Below are 17,741 nucleotides of genomic sequence, written 5' to 3'. Positions count from 1 at the left end.
GAACCCAATTATGATCCCAGTACAAAAAAATGACGAGCACGTCGTCGATATCGTTGATTTGACGCACGACGGTTCAGGTGTCGCACGAATCGATGGTTATACGGTCTTCATTCCAGGAGCTTTACCGACGGAACAAGTCAAAATCAGAATTACGAAAACAACGAAATCATATGGTTTCGGACGAATTATCCGTCAAAAGACGAAGAGTGTTGACCGTGTCGAGCCGCCATGTCCTGTCTACAACCAATGTGGGGGCTGCCAACTGCAACACTTATCATATGATGCAGAACTCGTCTTTAAGCACAACCGTGTTCGTGATGCATTTGCCCGCCTCGCAGGACTCGAAATTCCGGTCCATGAAACAATCGGGATGGAAGATCCATGGGGCTACCGCAATAAAGCACAAGTCCCGGTCGCTTTCCAGTCGAACAAGTTGATGGCCGGTTTTTACCAAAAACGGAGCCACCGCATCATCGATATGGATTACTGCTTGATTCAAAACAAGGAAAATGATGAAGCAATCCAAGCGGTCCGTAAAGTCCTCGCTGACTTAAAAGTCCCAGCTTACGATGAAAAGAAACAAACGGGTGTCATCCGTCACATCATGGCACGTCACGGGTACCATACGAATGAATTGATGATCGTCCTCGTGACGAAGGTCAAACAATTGCGTGGTATCGATAAAATCGTCGCCGGCATCTTAAAAGCCGTCCCGAACGTGACATCGATTCAACACAACATCAACCCAGAGGATACGAACGTCATCTTAGGGAAAAAGAACATCGTCCTGCACGGACCAGCTGTCATCCGCGATCAAATCGCCGGATTGACGTATGAAATCTCGCCACATTCATTCTTCCAAGTCAATCCGTTGCAAACGGAGAAACTATACGGTAAAGCACTGGAGTATGCACAATTGACAGGTGAAGAAATCGTCGTCGACGCGTATTGCGGTATCGGCTCGATTTCATTATCACTTGCACAACAAGCGAAACATGTCTACGGGATTGAAATGGTTCCTCAAGCAATCGACGACGCACGTCGCAACGCAGCTGCGAACGGTATCGACAACGTATCATTCGAGTATGGAACGGCTGAATCCGTCATGCCGGCACTCGTCAAAGCTGGAATCAAACCGGACGTCATCGTCGTTGACCCGCCGCGTAAAGGCTGTGACGAAGAATTCCTGCGTGCTGCGGCTGAAGTGGCACCAAAACGAATCGTCTATGTCTCATGTAACGCGTCAACTCAAGCACGTGACGCGAAGTTGCTTGCTGAACTCGGTTACAAGCTGATGGAAGTCACGCCAGTCGATATGTTCCCGCATACGACACACGTCGAGAGTGTAGCCCTTTTCGTAAAAATGTAAGATCAACTTTCTGATTAAAGGAAAGGTGGGGTTGGAGTATGCTGATCGAATGTACAAAAAAACTAGCTGATGCGATGAAAATCAACTTAACGCCGTATGAGGCAACTCACGCAGATTCTTTTTATGAATGGCATGCGAATGTGTTCACGTTTGATCGAAGAAAATGTGTTGTCTTGATGAATAACAAAACAAGATATAGTATCGTCTTCTACGGTATGAAAATGAAAGAATTCAAACAATTTGATGTCATTGCCTTGAAGGCAATCAAGGACACATTTTTAGCAGAAGGATTTTCTAATGCGGTCGTCGATCGTTATCTGGAACGGTGTGGTGACGTCCAGTACTCGAAGACACATGATCGAAGTATCATCGGACAATTGAATGATGCCATCATTAGTATTTCGTGGAAGCTTGAAGACTTTTTACCGACAGAACAAGTGCATATGATGGATTTAAGTATGTGGATCGGAGAAAATTTATTGTGTGGTCCAATCGGCTATGCAGCGCCGGTCGATCTTTTAAAAAAAGAGTTCGACTCGTCCTTTTAACTAAATCAGGCGATTCAAAAAACAGGACCCCTTCGTGTAAACGGAGGGGTCCTGTTCAGTGTGTAGACAAACGCTTATGAAGAGTGAACATACGATAACGAAAGTCAACCCGTTCGCGCTTCCCTGTCTCGCCTCGTCTTTAAAGCGGCAATCGGTCACGCCGCTACAGCAAAACTGCAGGGTCGCGACCGATTGCATTTCGCGGTCTAAAGCGATTCGAGACGGTTTGCGCTCTAAACCGTCTGCATGCCTGGATTTCCCTCATGGTATTCCCTGAAAAGCGTCACGTTTCGTTGACTCCTGCGGGGAAAAGTGCGTTTTTAACGCGACTTGCCAGAGGCAGGCAAGACCCTGCTCGTTGTCCGTTAGGATCAAGGAGCAACGGCTTGCGCCTCGCCCGAGGAAAGCAACGAAAACAGACGCTTAATCTCCCGATAGCACGTTGTCTACAGTTTGAACAGGACCCCTTCGTGTAAACGGAGGGGTCCTGTTTTCGGTTAAAAAAACTAAATCATCAGCTGTGTTTTACAGGTAGTGCCGTTGTCGATAATGGGTGGGTGTCTCACCAGTCGTTTGTTTAAACGCTTGACTGAAGTGACTTTGGCTCGAAAAATGAAGTTTGTTTGATATCGTCAGCAACGAATCATCAGATGAACGGAGCAAGCGTTTCGCCTCCCGGATTCGCTCCCGGATGACATACCGGGCAAGCGGTAGACCAGTTTCGTCCTTGAACAGGACGGATAGGTAATTGGAGGAGACGTGAATCGCATGACTGATTGAAGAGACGGACAACGGATCGTAAAGATGCTGTTGAATGTAACGGATGGCAGCTAAGACGTGTGGCGAGTGTCGTAACTCTTGGATTTGCTTGACGGCTTCTGCAAAACTGACAGTAATCCGGACGTGACGATTACGAAGTTCAGAGATACTGTTTGCTGCTTCAATCGAATCAATCATCCGGTCGCTGAGTGAGAAGGCTTCGTCCGGTTCAAGTCCACCGATAATGGCAGCACGTGCGCTGAGCAGGACCGTTCCAAGTAGGAGATTCTTTTCTGCCCGAAGTGGTTGATGGCGTGCGAGCGAGCCGAATTCACCATAGGCAGGTAAGGAATAAGTCGTCGCCAAGCGTTCGCTTTGACCGGAGGAAATCCAGTCGATGATTTGCTGTTCGCGTTGCCAAGCTTTGCGGTAGGCTGTCGTTCCTGTATGGGCAGGCACGTCTGCGACGAGCGGGATTTCTTCTTCGACGATTTCAGACTCTGTCCGGATTGCGCGGGACGGGAGCTGTCGTCCGTTCAATAGCCGATAGACGAGGTGAGCGCAATCGATTAATCGATTTTCAGTCGTCCGAGGTAACGATTTATAAAATTGGTGATAAGACTCATCCTGAATATGCGCGCGAAACAAGGCGGATTGTAACAGGACGGGACCAATTCGGTATTGCCCTTGATCTGCGACGGCAATGAATAAATACGCCGTTCCATCTTTTAGCGTGTAGAGGAGTGGGACCGCTTCAGCAGTCGGCCACTCGGTTTCAAGCGTCAATTGATCGGGATGGACAGGCGCGGTTGGTCGTACATGAAGTGAATCGTTTTTATGTGATTGGTACGATACAAAAAAACCGGTCGTCCCATAAATACTTTCAGCAATCTGGATTAAATCGTCTGTTTGTAGCGGCTTCATGGGTCTACTCCTCTCGGTAGAAATCATTAAGTCTAGTCTAAGGGGTGTACAAGAAATTGTATAGGGAGGAACGAAAAGAAGGAACCTGCGCGTGGCAGGTTCCTTTTTTAATAAGGATTATCAACGATTGTCTGATTCCTGCTGATTAGTCGAATCATCGAGCACTTCTTCAGCATCGAGTTCAAACAAGTCGCTATCGCTTGTCTGTTCCAATTCGGTCACGGCTACTTCGTCCGCAACTTCATCAGACGCATCGACATGAGGCAGTTCGTCAGCTTCGGTTCTTTCTTCAGGTGGCAGTGTATCGTCTAATTGGAAGTCGAACGTCAATTGATGAAGTTCACTTGCGATATGAGCCAAGTGCGTCGCTGCCGTCGTGACGGCTTCGATTGTCGCATTCGTTTCCTGGATACTTGCGGCACTCGTTTCGATACCGGCTGCGTTCTCTTCTGTCAACGCGAGAATCGTTCCCATCGCGTCAGACACTTCTTCTGTCGCAGTCGTCAGAGCGCTAATATCACCGGTTAGCGATTCAGTCCGTTGTGAGACATGATGGACGGAACCGGCGATCTGTTCGAAGTCGACGCCTGTCGTTTTGACGGACTCAAGGGAAATTTTCAAATCATCCATAACATGGTTCATCGCACTCATCGCAGTGTGCGTCTCTTTTTGAATATTGTCGAGGAGCTGTTTAATTTGTTTTGCAGAATGATCGCTTTCCTCTGCAAGCTTCCGGACTTCACTTGCGACGACGGCAAAACCTCGACCTTGTTCACCGACACGCGCCGCTTCGATGGCAGCATTCAAAGCCAGGAGATTCGTCTGGCTTGAAATTGCTTGAAGTGTCCCGAGAATCTTTCCGATTTCGCCTGAACGTTTACCGAGGAATTCGGACGTGTTCTGAATTTCCTGTTCGAGTGAATCGGAGTGTTGTAGTAAGTCGGTAATCGTTTGTTTCGTCAGTGAGCTACCACGTGTTGCGGCATCGGCGACGGATGCGACTTCAGACAACGTCGTAGCAGCCGCTTGTTGCATCGCGACGGAGCGTTCCTTGACACCGTAAACGGCATGCGAAGATCGTTCCGCCTGTTTCGTTTGCGTTTCACCGGCGGCTGCAATTTCTTCCATCGTTTGACCGATTTGTTGTGACGCATTTTGGACGTGGGTCGCATTTGCTGATAAGTCCTGTGACGCATCACGAACGGTTCCGGCTGATTGTGTCATGGCCGTAATCGTTTGACGCAACTTTTGACGCATCGCATCGAAATTCTCATTGAGGTCAGAAAGTTCATCGCGAATAAAGCGTTTTGGACGTTTTGTCGTCCGTAAATCACCGCTTGCGATCGCGAGGGCTTCCGTCCGAAGTGTCGAGAGGGGACGGTTGATTGAGCGTCCAATTAACCAGGCAATCAATGTCGCTAGCGCAATCGCGACGACAAAGTTGATGAGCGACTGTTCGAGCATGGCATCTTTAGGAGCATACAGAGACGCATAATCTAGTACGACTGCTAGCTTGAAACCTGTTTTAGAAGAGAGTTGCCAGATGACGACTGATTTTTTCCCCGCAACATCCATGATGGCGGAACCGGATTCTTGGTCAATCATCTGTTTCGGTGCACTGAAATAAGACTTTCCTTCTTCACGGAGTTGGTCGAGACTTTTAAAGAAGTAATTTTTATTCGGGTGCGTGACGACTTTTCCGTCTTTTGTATAGCTGAATACGAAACCTTCCTGTCCGATTTCGATTCGCTTCATGTCTTCTGAGAGGCGGTTGATGCTTTTATAGACGGACAGGACACCCTTGATGTTTGCTTGATCATCAAGTGTCGCTTTTGAGAAACTGATGATGGATAGTTTCGTCGCTTCGTCATAATACGGTTCGCTCATGGCGACCGTACTTGAATTTTCAAGCGCTTGTTTATACCAAAGGTCGCTTCGTGGATCATAGCCGGCAGGGACGTCTTGCTTCGGCCAGTTCAAGTAGCCGCCTGACGTATCAGCGTATTGGAGAAAAGAATTTTCGATTTTCGATGAACCGTATTTTTCGAGGACGCTGTAAATGTCTTTTGCTTTTTGAGACGGTTCGTCCGTCAGATCAGGAAGGTCTTTTGGATCAGTATAGTTCGGCAGTGAGCCACTCGCCCGCGTGAACGGGAGTCCGGCGAGTAAAGACGTATCTTTTTTTGTATCGTCGATGATCCGCGAGAAGGATTGCTCGAGTTGCTTTAATGCCGTTTGAGACGTTGAATCGACAAGATTTTCAACAGTTTGACTTGTCTGGTTGTATGAGAACCAGGTTGAGACACCTAACGTAAGCGCAGGTAATAGAATGAGACCGATGAAAAGACGGCGTGTGATGGGAAGGCGCATATGTAATTCTCCTATCTAAATAATCTATAAAATCTGTCTATTCTGATTATCGGACGGGTAATGTTAAATATGAAGGAATTATGGTGAGATTTTCATGATTTGAGAAATGAATCGAACGGAAGTTCATGATAAAATAGGGGAGATGTCACAGAGTGACTAGGGAGGAACTTAGAAATGAATATTGCTTTTTTCTTATTGCCAAAAGATGAAGTGAAATACTTAGATCCTGAGTCGACGGTCAGGCAAGCACTTGAAAAGATGAAACATCATCGGTTCACGTCAGTCCCGCTCGTTGATGATAAAGGAAAATATGCAGGAACACTCACGGAAGGTGATGTGCTTTGGGCACTTGAAAAAAACCTGGAACATGCGGATTATGATCATGTACTTCAAACACGTCTGACAGACATTAAACAACGTGTTCGTTATAAACCCGTTTCGATCACAGCACAAATGGAAGAAATGATTGAGGTCATCACTGATCAAAACTTCGTGCCCGTCATTGATGACGGCAAACACTTCATTGGAATCATTCGTCGACGCGACATCATCGACTATTTCGCTAAAAAGGTAGAGCGAGAGAATGTCCAATATTGAAGAATGGATCAAAAACGCTTTTGTCCCGAAAATAAACGGGCGAAAGCGTTTTTATTGACCTCTTTTCGCTTCACGAATTGCTTCTTTTAGACGATATATAGACATAATGACAATTTAGGGAGGACGATGTGTTGCGACTTTTACCACCAGTCTTCATCGTAGAAGCATTTCGGAAACGCTCCTACTATAAAACGTTCTCATGGATGATTTCGATTATCGGGTTGTTAGCCGTGTTGATTGCGACGCAGCAACTCTTAAAAAATGTAGAAGAAGGTTACAGTTATAAACGTGCGAGTGGCGTGATGGATGTATTTGAACAAGTCAATCAGGCGGAACGCGATCTTACATACTATTATTATTTATCATTGAGTTCACGGGTCGATGACTCGTTGACGGAACGACTCGAGTGGTCGAAAAAGGTCGATGATGAGCTCGTGGCGCTGAGCAAACGTTTAGAAACAATGCAAACGACAAGTTCTTCAAAGGCAGACGTGTTGACTGAAATCGACGAGGTTCGAAAAAACGGTTATGTCGCGAGCAATCGATTTTTTACGGCCGTAGCAAATTATAAAAGTGAAATCTTATTTAATCAGCTATCGCTCAGTCAAGATACCGGGAAATATTATTCCTTGTTTTCTAACCTGTTCTTAATGGAACGGGATTTCGGAAAAGCAGGACAGAGCCTGCTTAGTGCAGATCAAGACAAACAATTGGATGCATACGAGTTATCAAGAATACGGCAAATGCGTCAAGATTTGGCAGTGAGAAATGATACGGTGACGAAAACGCTTTCGGCAACGATTGATGCTGAAGACGGAGCGTCGAGACTTGATATTAATACGATGAAAAGTGAGATGGCGGCATATTTTGGTGTGATCGATACGACGTTGAGTGAACCCGCACTTCGCGAATACGAAACGTTAGAACGTATTTCAGATCGCTATCAAGGCAGCATGTACCGTTTGTTTAATCGAGCAATTTCAGACGTACAAACGGAAATGACGGACCGGGGAAATGATGTCATTCGAAATGCGTGGTTGATGTTCGTTGCGACGTGCTTCATCATTTTCGCTTTACTCTTACTGACGCTCTCGCTGTTACGTGCTTTCCGAAAAGACTTAGTCATGTTACAGGAAGAAGCAAACGTATTTGCTGAAGGACAGCAACAATCGTTTTATCAAGTGCCGGAACGCAATGATTTTCAACCTGTCGTCCATGCTTTTCGGACGATGACGGCAATTATCTCAGGACTACTGGATTACAATGACCAAAAAACGCTCGAAATCAAACAGAAAAAAGCAGAAATCGAATCCCTGTTTTCACAAAATACAGATCCAATCATTGCCTTAGCAGCAGACTTCAAGTTATTGCACGGGAATGACCAGTTCCAGAAGCTCGTCGAGACGACAGAGTTCGTGACGATTGAAGAACTGATTCACCCAGCTGATTTGAACCGGGTGCGTCGTGCCTTAAATCGGGCAATCGAAGGGCATAGTCAAACGATTCGTTGTAAGATGATTTTCGAAGCGGACATCCGGAATATGTTCGTCAACATCATTTATGTGCCGACGAAAAGTGAGAACGGAATTGCACTTTATTTGACGTGTCACGATGAAACGGATCAATACAGACGAGAAGAGCGGATTACGCAATTGGCGCTGTATGACGTCTTGACAACGCTATTGAATCGAAATGGTTTCGAACAAAAGATGACGGAAGCATTGGCAGGGTTACAGCCCGGCGAACTCGTCACAGTCAGCGTACGCCAGTTTAGACGCATCAATGATGCGTATGGGCATAGCGCGGGTGATTTGATTCTAAAAGAAGTAGCGAACCGCTTACGCCGTCACTTCATCGGGACAGGTTCACCGGCACGAATCGGTGGAGATGAATTTGCTGTCTTGATTTCGCAGCAAGGCATCGTCGATTACCACGAATTAAAACGAGTCATGGAACTTCCATATTATGTCGAAGGTGAAGAAATCCATGTCAGCATCAGTATGAGTATGGTCCGTTATCCGAACGATGCAGTTGCCGTGACCTCGCTCTTGTCATCTGTTGATATCGCGATGCAACATGCGAAACGGGATCAAGCAGGGGAGCCGGTTTGGTTCGAATCATGGATGAGTGAAGAGTACCGTGAATCGGTCGTTCTCGAAGCAGAGTTGCGCGAAGCAATCGTCAAAAATGAGCTTCAGTTATTTTATCAGCCACAAATTAACTTAAAGACAGGACAGGTCGAAGGCTGTGAAGCGTTACTCCGTTGGTTCCATCCTGAACGAGGCATGATTAGCCCGGCCGTCTTCATTCCGATTGCCGAGCGCTCAATGCTGATTGAAGAAGTCGGCATGTGGGTCGTTCAGGAAACGGTCAACCAAATTAGACGCTGGGAGCAGACGCCACTTGCGATGCTTGGTGTTTCAGCTAACTTATCAGTGAAAGAACTTGCTTCCGGTCGCATCGTCGACTATTTGGCGGATATCAGAAATGAACATCCGGGAATTGAACGGCGGATGGAGTTAGAAATCACGGAATCGTTTGGTGTCTTTTCCGATAAACGCGTCTTTGATGCCCTCGAGTCGCTACATGCAATGGGTTATCAATTGGCAATCGATGATTTTGGAACCGGCTATTCTTCTTTGTCTTATTTAAGTCGCCTTCCGATCCAACGTCTGAAAATCGACCGCTCCTTCATTAGCGGGGAAGATGCATGTTCGAATGCACCATTGATCGAGACAATCATCAAGCTTGCGCATACGTTGAAGTACGACGTAGTCGCAGAGGGAATTGAACAGTTGGAACAAAGCGAGAGTTTACGAAAGCTCGACTGTGAATATGGACAAGGGTTCTACTATTCCCGTCCGATTCCGGCAGATGAATTTGAAGTTTGGTTCATGCAGCATCAGGAAACATTGAAATCTTCATGAGACAACCGAAGCGGAGAGTGGGTACTTCGTTCGTTTCGGCTGGGATTAACGTAAACTACGCGTACACAAAAAAAGCCCCGTTTTCCTGTCCATTGAACTGACAGGAAAACGGGGCTTATGTTTTTTGCTTGAGGACAGCACACTTGCGAACGAGTGATTCCTGTTGCTGCCAGGTATGTTTTAGTTAGACACGATCGAGTGCTAAGTCGTCTGCTTGTTCGAGATAGGCTTTGATTGGTGCGACCGCTTCGTCGACTGTTCCGTCAGCGAAAGGTGACTTCAAGCCGGCGCGTTCGACAAGTGCAAGGAAACTTTCTGATCCGCCTGCTTTACAGAGCGCGAGGTACGATTTCCAAGCGGCTTCGCGGTCCTTCTCCATCCACGCATAGAACTGGAAGGCGCAGACTTGAGCGAGCGTGTAATCGATGTAATAGAACGGGCTGCCGAAGACATGGCCTTGCTGATGCCACCAAGCACCTGAATCGAGGTAGTCATTCTCCTCGTAGTTGCGATGCGGGAGGTATTTCTTTTCAATCGTCCGCCACGCTTGACGACGTTCAGCCGGTGTGAGCTCCGGTTTGCTGTAGATGACGTGTTGGAACTCGTCGACTGCGACTCCATATGGTAAGAAGGTAACACCGCCAGCCAAGTGACTGAATTTATACTTCGATGTTTCTTCACCGAAGAATTCTTCCATCCATGGGTACGCGAAGTATTCCATCGACATCGAATGGATTTCGCATGCCTCATATGTCGGGAACCCGTACTCCGGTGTCGTGAAGTGACGGCTCTCATAAACTTGGAAAGCATGACCGACTTCATGCGTCAAGACGTCGATATCTCCCGACGTCCCGTTGAAGTTCGAGAAGATGAACGGCAGTTTTTCGTCAGCGATGTAGGTACAATACCCACCGCCTGCTTTACCTGGCTTCGCCGTCAAATCAAGGGCACCACGCTCGATCATGTAATCAAAGAACTCATTTGTTTCAGGCGACATCTCGCGGTACATTTTTTTTCCGCCTTCGATGATGAAAGCTTCCTCGCCTTGCGGTGTCGCGTTTCCTGATTTGAAAGCGAATCCTTCATCGTAGTAGTAGAGTGAATCGACACCAATCCGGCGTTGTTGACGTTCTTTTAGTGACGTCGCAATCGGAACGATCGTCTCAAGGATTTGCTGGCGGTAATCCTCGACCATCGACTGGTTATAGTCGACGCGAAGCATCCGGGCATAACCGAGTTCGACAAATGATGGGAATCCGAGCGTCGTGGCGATTTCAGTCCGGACATGGACGAGTTTGTCGTAAATCGTATCAATCGCTTCGCCGTGTTCTGCTAAATAACCGTAACGTGCTTCTGAAGCCGCTTTACGAACCGCGCGGTCAGGTGACTGCAAGTAAGGACCGAACTGAGACAAGTTCAACGTTTTGCCATCAAATTCGATTTCTGCTGAAGACATCAACTTCGTGTATTCACTCGAGAGACGATTTTCTTCTTGAAGCTTCGGAATGATTGCTTCTGAAAAAGTTTTTAAGCTGGCTTCTGCTAAGAGGAAGAGTTGTTTGCCCCAAGTCGTTTCGAGCTGTTCACGGAGCGCATGCGCCGTCAACACATGATAGTAACTCGAGACGTAGCCCTGATAGACGGGGCCTGCTTCATCAAAAAAGCCTTGTTCCGTTTCGTAAAATGCGTCGCGCGTATCAATCGTATGACGAATCTCGACGATTTGGCTCGCTGTTTCGAATTGGTTTCTAAGGGTATTAATCTCAGTGATGGCTGCGTTTGCCTGTTCGACTTGTGTGGCTTCTTTTAAACGAGAAATTGCGTTTTGCATGGTGGTTTCTAAAACATTCAGATCAGGACGGACATATGTAAGTTCTGAAAATGGTAACATGTAAGCGCCTCCTTTTGATTTCTAACTATTATCACACAAAAATACTTGCAAAACTAGAGGGACAAACGTATGCTTTTTGTGAGAACGTGAGCGAGTCGTTCATAAACACGCTCCTATAAAAAAATCGAATCTTCTTCAATGAAGAAAAACGATCAAGAAAGTAGAGGGATAGTATCATGGGATTCTTTAAAAAATTGTTTGGTGGCAACGAAGCAGGAAACGCAAAAATCACTTCTGCACTTACAGGTAAAATCGTCAGCATCGAGAACGTACCCGATCAAGTCTTCTCACAAAAAATGATGGGAGACGGAGTCGCAATCGAACCGACTGAAGGTAAAGTGGTCGCACCGATTAACGCAACAGTCGAAACGATTTTCCCAACAAAACATGCAATCGGTCTTAAAGGTGAAGATGGTCTCGAACTATTAATTCACGTTGGTTTAGATACAGTTAATCTTAAAGGTGAAGGTTTCACAGCACATGTTCAATCTGGTGATAAAGTCAAAGCGGGCGATGTCCTCGTTGAGTTCGATTTAGATTACATCCGTGCGAACGCACCATCGACGGTTACACCAATCATCGTCACGAACCACGACCAATTCACACTTTCTGCTGTTCCTGCTGAAGGTACTTCAGTAGTGGCAGGCGAAACAGAATTGTTCAAGGCAACACATAAATAATCTGATTACGCGCGAAATTTTGCGCTTCTCCTGAAACTCCCTCATCTTACGAGATGAGGGAGTTTCAGACTGTAGACAACGTGCTATTGGGAGATCAAGCGTCTGTTTTCGTTGCTTTCCTCGGGCGAGGCGCAAGCCGTTGCTCCTTGGATCCTAGCGGCCAATGAGCAGGGTCTTGCCTGCCTCTGAAAGTGCGTTATAAACGCACTTTTCCCCGTAGGAGTCAACGAAACGTGACGCTTTTTAGGTAATACCGTGAGGGAAATCAAGGCATGCAGACGGTTTAGAACCCAATCCGTCTCGATATAGCATATTCACGCTTCATAAGAGTTTGTTTACACGACTCCCTCATCTTACGAGATGAGGGAGTTTTTTGTTCTCCACCCAAACCTTACTGTTTTGTAAGTGAGTTGAAAGTCAACTCCATCCCTTGAAGTACGATTGCTCGGTAGACTGAAGGTAACGAATCGACTTCAGGAGGAATAGAATATGAAAACAATCTTAAATGCAGAGAACATCACGAAGGTATACCAAACCAAAATGGCGCGGCATGAAGCACTAAAACCGACATCATTGACGGTACATGAAGCGGAGTTCGTCAGCATCATGGGTCCTTCAGGAGCTGGTAAATCAACACTGTTGAATCTTTTATCGACGATTGATCAACCGAGTGAAGGTATGATTTCGATTAATGGTGAAGATGTCACGAGCATGACTGAAAAACAATTGGCACGGTTTCGTCGGGAACAACTCGGTTTCATCTTCCAAGACTTTAACTTACTCGACACGATGACGGTCGAAGAAAACATTGCCCTTCCGCTTGCGCTGGCACGTGTCGAGAAAGCGATGATTGTGTTGCGTGTTGAACAAGTCGCGCGGCAACTTGGAGTCGAAGATTTGTTGAAGAAACGTCCGGTCGAACTTTCAGGTGGTCAAAAACAACGCGTCGCAGCAGCACGTGCAATCATCCACCACCCATCACTCCTCTTAGCCGATGAACCAACGGGAGCACTCGATTCAAAGTCAGCGACAGGTTTACTTGAAGCCCTCGAGACGCTGAATGAACAAGGGGCAACGATTTTGATGGTGACCCATGATCCTGTCACGGCGTCATACGCGGAACGCATTGTCTTTGTCAAAGATGGAGAGCTGTTCCGAGAAATCCATCGGTTTGGGACGCAAAAGGAATTTTTCGAACAAATCATGGAAGTCCAACGCGAACTCGGGGGTGCAGCACGTGAGTTTGTCTAAATTAGCTTTTCGTAATTTAAAGAACATCCGGCACAATATGATGTATCTAGGTGCCGTCACATTCGCAATTTTGATTTATTACACGTTTTTAGCGATTCGTTCGAACGAAGCGATGCTGAACGCAAATGAGATGTACGGTAAGCTCGGGACGGTCTTTACGGGATCGAGTATCATCTTGGCCGTGTTCTCGACGATTTTCATTTGGTATTCGAGTGACTTTTTCTTACGACGTCGTAAACAAGAACTTGGTTTATATGCGTTACTTGGACTCGAGCGAAAACAAATCGCTCAACTGATTTTTATTGAAACGATGGGCTATGGAATGGTCGGATTAATCATCGGGACCGCTCTAGGGACGGTTGCTTCAAAATACTTTGTTCAACTGCTTGCGCATGTCATGGCGATCGATATCGAAGCGACGTTTACGATCAGCCTCGCTGCAATGGGTCAGACGATTGCCGTGTTCTTGGTCATTTTTATATTGATTGCGCTGCGATCGGCACGAACAATTTATCGTTTCACCTTGATTGAACTATTCAAAGCAAACCAACAAGTCGAAGTGGTTCCAAAAGTCCATCCGATTCTCGCAGTCCTCTCGCTTCTATTGATTGGATTCGGTTATTACCTGACGGGGCAGCCGCTGCTCGATCACTTTACTGTAGTCGCGCCACTCTTGATGGTTTGTATCATCATCGGAACATTCGGGACGATGAGTTACTTTACGATTTTCTTGTTGCGTGTTCTCAGTAAACAGGCACGTCACTTCGAAGGAACGAATTTGATTTTACATGGTCAATTGCTGTCACGCGTCAAGTCGAATGCCGTCATGTTATCAACGATTACTGTCATCACGGCAGTCACACTGACGACGGTCGGAACAGCGACATCGATTTACTATTTCATCGATCGAACGGTCGAGCAACAAATGCCATATAGTTTATCGGTTGCGAGCAAACGACCGGAGGCAGAGCAATTGATTAAGGAATCGAATCAAACCATCGAACAGCGGACGATGGTCAATGTCAAAAATGTCGACCATCAGATGGAAGAGTTACCAAATCCGTTATATTTGACGAAGTACTACCGGACGTATGCGATGGAAGATTCAGAAGGACAATTCAGCTACATCAATTATTCGGACTACCGTAGACTAGCGAAGGCGAACGGAAAACGTGTTTTACCTGAGCCGAAACAAGGTGAGGCGATCGTTCTCGAAACCTTTAAAGGAAATGACTTGTTGCAGGAACGAGTTAAATCACCCGTTGGAATCAAAGTGAACGACATCCATTCGTCCTTTCGCATTATGGGTGAAACGGATTTACCAATCGCTCAACTCTATGAGAAACAACGATTGGCATTCGTCGTTTCGGACGATGCTTTTTCGATGATGCCGGAACGGGCATGGATGCTGACGAATTATCAATTTTCAGATGAACGGACGGATGACGGGTTGATGAAAAAACTTGAGGCACTTTACGGAAAGCAGGCGGAAACGGACATGGCGGCCTACTACCCGGTCTACGCGATAACGACGGCGACGACAGGGCTGCTCGCATTTGCTGCCGGGTTCCTCGGACTCGTCTTCCTGCTTGCGACAGGTTCAATCATCTACTTCAAGATGCTTGCGGAAGCAGAAGAATCAAAGCACCGCTTTGCGATTATTCAAAAGGTTGGGGTGGCGCAAGGCGAACAGGCGAGTATCATTCGTCGCCTCGTCGGATTTGTCTTCTCCTTACCGTATTTCCTTGGACTCATTCACAGCATCTTTGCGATGCAAGTCCTCCAAAAACTACTCAACTACAATATCGTCATGCCGACAGTCCTTGCGATTGGCTGTTATACGATCGTCTACCTTGTGTATTACATCATGACGGTCCGAGCGTACCGGCGGATTGTGATGTGACGACGGTGACTGGAAACGAATAATCGTTTCCAGTCCTTTTTTTGTTCGGTATGATAGATAACGAAGGAGATGAATCATTCGATGGAAACAATTTTATTAGTGGAAGATGATCAAAAAATCGCGGAGTTACTTCAAGAGTTGCTCGAACGTTATGATTTCCGTGTCATTCACGAAGATGGATTTGGTGATGTCGCGGCACGTTTTGAAGAGACGAAGCCGGATGTCATCTTGCTTGATGTGAATCTTCCGAAGTTCGACGGCTTTTATTGGTGCCGGCAGCTTCGCTTAAAAACCCGTGCCCCGATTTTGTTCATTTCGGCGCGAGTCGGAGAAATGGATCAAGTCATGGCACTTGAATATGGGGCGGATGACTACATCGTCAAACCGTTCCAAGGAGCCGTTGTCATCGCGAAAATCAAAAGTCAAATTCGGCGGGCGTACGGGACGTTATCAAGTGAGAATGATGAACGGACCGTCGCGAAGGCGGGCATCACGTTGTATTTAGATCGGTATATCGTCGAACATGGTGATCAATCGATTGAACTATCGAAAAAAGAGGGTTTGATTTTAGAAATGTTACTGACGGCTAGCCCGCGGATTGTCAGCCGGGGAGACCTGCTCGAACGAATTTGGGATGATGAAGCCTTCGTCGATGAAAATACATTGAACGTCAATATTACGCGTGTTCGTAAACGTTTGACAGAAATCGGCGTGTCAGGGCTTGAGACGGTCCGGGGAGTCGGGTATCGCCTGGTGCTTGAAAAATGAAACTGTTTTTTCGTTATACGATTCCAGGACTGATGTTTTTCATCGTTCAACTGGTCGGCTTATTTCTCGTCTTATGGTTATACGATCTTTATCAACCCGCAGCGTTTTTCTATATCATCTTACTTGATACAATCGCGCTCATCATTTATTTAAGCTATCGCTTTTTTAGTATGTTGCCACTGCTTAAACGATTACAAAATCCGATTACCTCTGTTGCAGAACCGATTCGCCCCGGCAGTGAGGAACCGATCGCTGCAGCAGTCGAACAATTTTTAGAACGGCAACAAACGATTTTTCGAAACAGTTTGTTTGCCGAACGGCGCAAAGAAAAAGAACGGCACCGGTACGTCGATCAGTGGATTCATCAAATGAAGACGCCGCTCTCGGTCATCGAACTGATTCTTGAACATCCGGGTGAAGATTACCGGACAGATCTGCGGCACGAAGTCGAACGACTACGGACAGGTCTTGATCAAATGTTGTATTCGTCACGCCTCGAAGCAATCGAGACGGATTTGAAGGCGGAGCAACTTAATCTCCGTATCCTCGTCATGGACATCATCAATCAAGAAAAACGACTGTTTGTCAAAAATAAAGTCTATCCGAAGCTTGAAATCGAACCGTCCTTATACGTGTATACAGATGCTAAATGGTTCCGCTTTTTGTTACTTCAACTGTTGACGAACGCCGTCAAATACACGACGGGACATGGTAAAGAAGTCCTGATTCGGGCGGTGGAACGCGACGGACAAGTCGTGCTGACATTGATTGATGATGGAGTCGGCATCCCGAAGCGTGACTTGCCGCGTGTCTTCAACGCCTTCTTCACGGGTGAAAATGGACGGCGTTACGGAGAGTCGACCGGAATGGGACTTTATTTCGTCTGGCAGGTCTGTACGAAACTCGGGCATGAAATTGAACTGGACAGTCTGGAAGGACAAGGGACGACGTGTCGATTGAAGCTTGTAGGAGGACGAACGGATGATTGAAGTCAAACAGCTTGGGAAAGTATATGCAGGAAAAGTAACGGAACAACCGCTGACGGATTTGAATTTCCGTGTCGAGGAAGGCGAGATGGTCGCGGTGATGGGACCGTCCGGAAGTGGTAAGTCGACACTGATCAACTTACTGGCGACGCTCGATCAACCGAGCTGGGGTTCGATTTTGATGGAGGGCATTGATACATCGACCTTCAAACGAAAAGAAACGACGCGCTTTCGGCGTGAGACACTCGGAATCATTTTTCAAGAGTTCAATCTACTCGATTCGTTGACGCTTGGTGAAAACATGCTCGTTCCGTTGATGCTGTCTGGAAAAAAGACGAAGCTCGCGCGAGAGGAGATGCTCCACCTCGCAAAACGGCTCCAAATCGATGAGCTACTCGACAAACAGGTGGATGAAGTATCCGGTGGACAGCGCCAACGCGCTGCGATTGGGCGTGCTTTAATCCATGCTCCGCGTTTGATGTTGGCTGACGAGCCGACCGGTGCGCTCGATTTCCAAGCGACAAAACATGTAATGGAATTACTTGCTGAGTTAAATGCAGCCGGGATGACGATGGTCATCGTCACCCATGACCCGACGGTCGCCTCCTATTGTAACCACGTCCTGTTTTTAAAGGATGGTAACATTCAAACCGAGTTGTTTCGGGACGAACCCCGTCGTGTCTTCTTTCAACGCGTCATCGAGTCGCTGTCGTTATTAGGAGGGGACGAACATCAATTATCTACAATACGCCCTACGTAACATTAAGC

At 46.8% G+C, this 17,741-nt stretch carries 13 protein-coding genes; 10 read left to right on the top strand and 3 right to left on the bottom strand.

The window, feature by feature from the left end:
• Positions 1–10 precede the first annotated feature (10 nt).
• A complete protein-coding gene (gene rlmD / locus A0126_RS12330; RefSeq protein ID WP_029331518.1) occupies positions 11–1,369 on the top strand; it encodes a 23S rRNA (uracil(1939)-C(5))-methyltransferase RlmD in 1,359 nt (452 codons plus the stop codon).
• Between the two features lie 38 nt (positions 1,370–1,407).
• Entirely contained in the window at positions 1,408–1,917 is a 510-nt protein-coding gene (locus A0126_RS12325) for a DUF6933 domain-containing protein (RefSeq protein ID WP_088837830.1), read from the top strand.
• A gap of 525 nt (positions 1,918–2,442) precedes the next feature.
• Here A0126_RS12325 and A0126_RS12320 read toward each other — a convergent pair.
• Both A0126_RS12320 and A0126_RS12315 read right to left on the bottom strand, forming a co-directional pair.
• Entirely contained in the window at positions 2,443–3,600 is a 1,158-nt protein-coding gene (locus A0126_RS12320) for a helix-turn-helix domain-containing protein (RefSeq protein WP_088837829.1), read from the bottom strand.
• Between the two features lie 120 nt (positions 3,601–3,720).
• A complete protein-coding gene (locus A0126_RS12315; protein ID WP_088837828.1) occupies positions 3,721–5,970 on the bottom strand; it encodes a methyl-accepting chemotaxis protein in 2,250 nt (749 codons plus the stop codon).
• Positions 5,971–6,144: 174 nt separating this feature from the next.
• Between A0126_RS12315 and A0126_RS12310 the strand changes: the two genes are divergently transcribed.
• Together A0126_RS12310 and A0126_RS12305 are read left to right on the top strand one after the other, a co-directional pair.
• Complete coding sequence (locus A0126_RS12310) at positions 6,145–6,567, top strand: CBS domain-containing protein (RefSeq protein WP_029331512.1); 423 nt, start codon at positions 6,145–6,147, stop codon at positions 6,565–6,567.
• Between the two features lie 128 nt (positions 6,568–6,695).
• The gene (locus A0126_RS12305; RefSeq protein ID WP_088837827.1) at positions 6,696–9,494 is read left to right on the top strand and encodes a putative bifunctional diguanylate cyclase/phosphodiesterase; all 2,799 of its coding nucleotides are present in this window, start codon (positions 6,696–6,698) and stop codon (positions 9,492–9,494) included.
• A 184-nt stretch (positions 9,495–9,678) separates the two neighbouring features.
• On the opposite strand, the gene A0126_RS12300 is transcribed toward A0126_RS12305, so the two are convergent.
• Positions 9,679–11,385 carry a M3 family oligoendopeptidase gene (locus A0126_RS12300; protein ID WP_088837826.1) on the bottom strand — a complete coding sequence of 569 codons (1,707 nt, stop codon included), beginning with the start codon at positions 11,383–11,385 and terminating at the stop codon, positions 9,679–9,681.
• Positions 11,386–11,561: 176 nt separating this feature from the next.
• On the opposite strand from A0126_RS12300, the gene A0126_RS12295 reads away from it, so the two are divergent.
• The 6 genes from A0126_RS12295 (at position 11,562) to A0126_RS12270 (ending at position 17,733) form a co-directional block, all read left to right on the top strand.
• Entirely contained in the window at positions 11,562–12,065 is a 504-nt protein-coding gene (locus tag A0126_RS12295) for a PTS sugar transporter subunit IIA (protein ID WP_088837825.1), read from the top strand.
• Positions 12,066–12,554: 489 nt separating this feature from the next.
• On the top strand, positions 12,555–13,316 hold the full coding sequence (locus tag A0126_RS12290) for an ABC transporter ATP-binding protein (protein ID WP_088837824.1): 762 nt from the start codon (positions 12,555–12,557) through the stop codon (positions 13,314–13,316).
• The gene (locus A0126_RS12285) at positions 13,303–15,219 is read left to right on the top strand and encodes an ABC transporter permease (protein WP_088837823.1); all 1,917 of its coding nucleotides are present in this window, start codon (positions 13,303–13,305) and stop codon (positions 15,217–15,219) included. The genes A0126_RS12290 and A0126_RS12285 overlap by 14 nt, the downstream gene beginning before the upstream one ends.
• A gap of 81 nt (positions 15,220–15,300) precedes the next feature.
• Positions 15,301–15,987, top strand: coding sequence for a response regulator transcription factor (locus A0126_RS12280; protein WP_088837822.1), 687 nt, complete (start codon positions 15,301–15,303; stop codon positions 15,985–15,987).
• Positions 15,984–16,976, top strand: coding sequence for a sensor histidine kinase (locus A0126_RS12275; RefSeq protein ID WP_088837821.1), 993 nt, complete (start codon positions 15,984–15,986; stop codon positions 16,974–16,976). The genes A0126_RS12280 and A0126_RS12275 overlap by 4 nt, the downstream gene beginning before the upstream one ends.
• On the top strand, positions 16,969–17,733 hold the full coding sequence (locus tag A0126_RS12270; protein WP_088837820.1) for an ABC transporter ATP-binding protein: 765 nt from the start codon (positions 16,969–16,971) through the stop codon (positions 17,731–17,733). Before A0126_RS12275 ends, A0126_RS12270 begins: the two co-directional genes overlap by 8 nt.
• The last annotated feature ends 8 nt before the right edge of the window (positions 17,734–17,741 follow it).

The sequence above is a fragment of the Exiguobacterium sp. N4-1P genome, from assembly GCF_002214325.1.
Note: the sequence above shows the minus strand (reverse complement) of the source record. Positions and strands in the feature narration are given on the sequence as shown.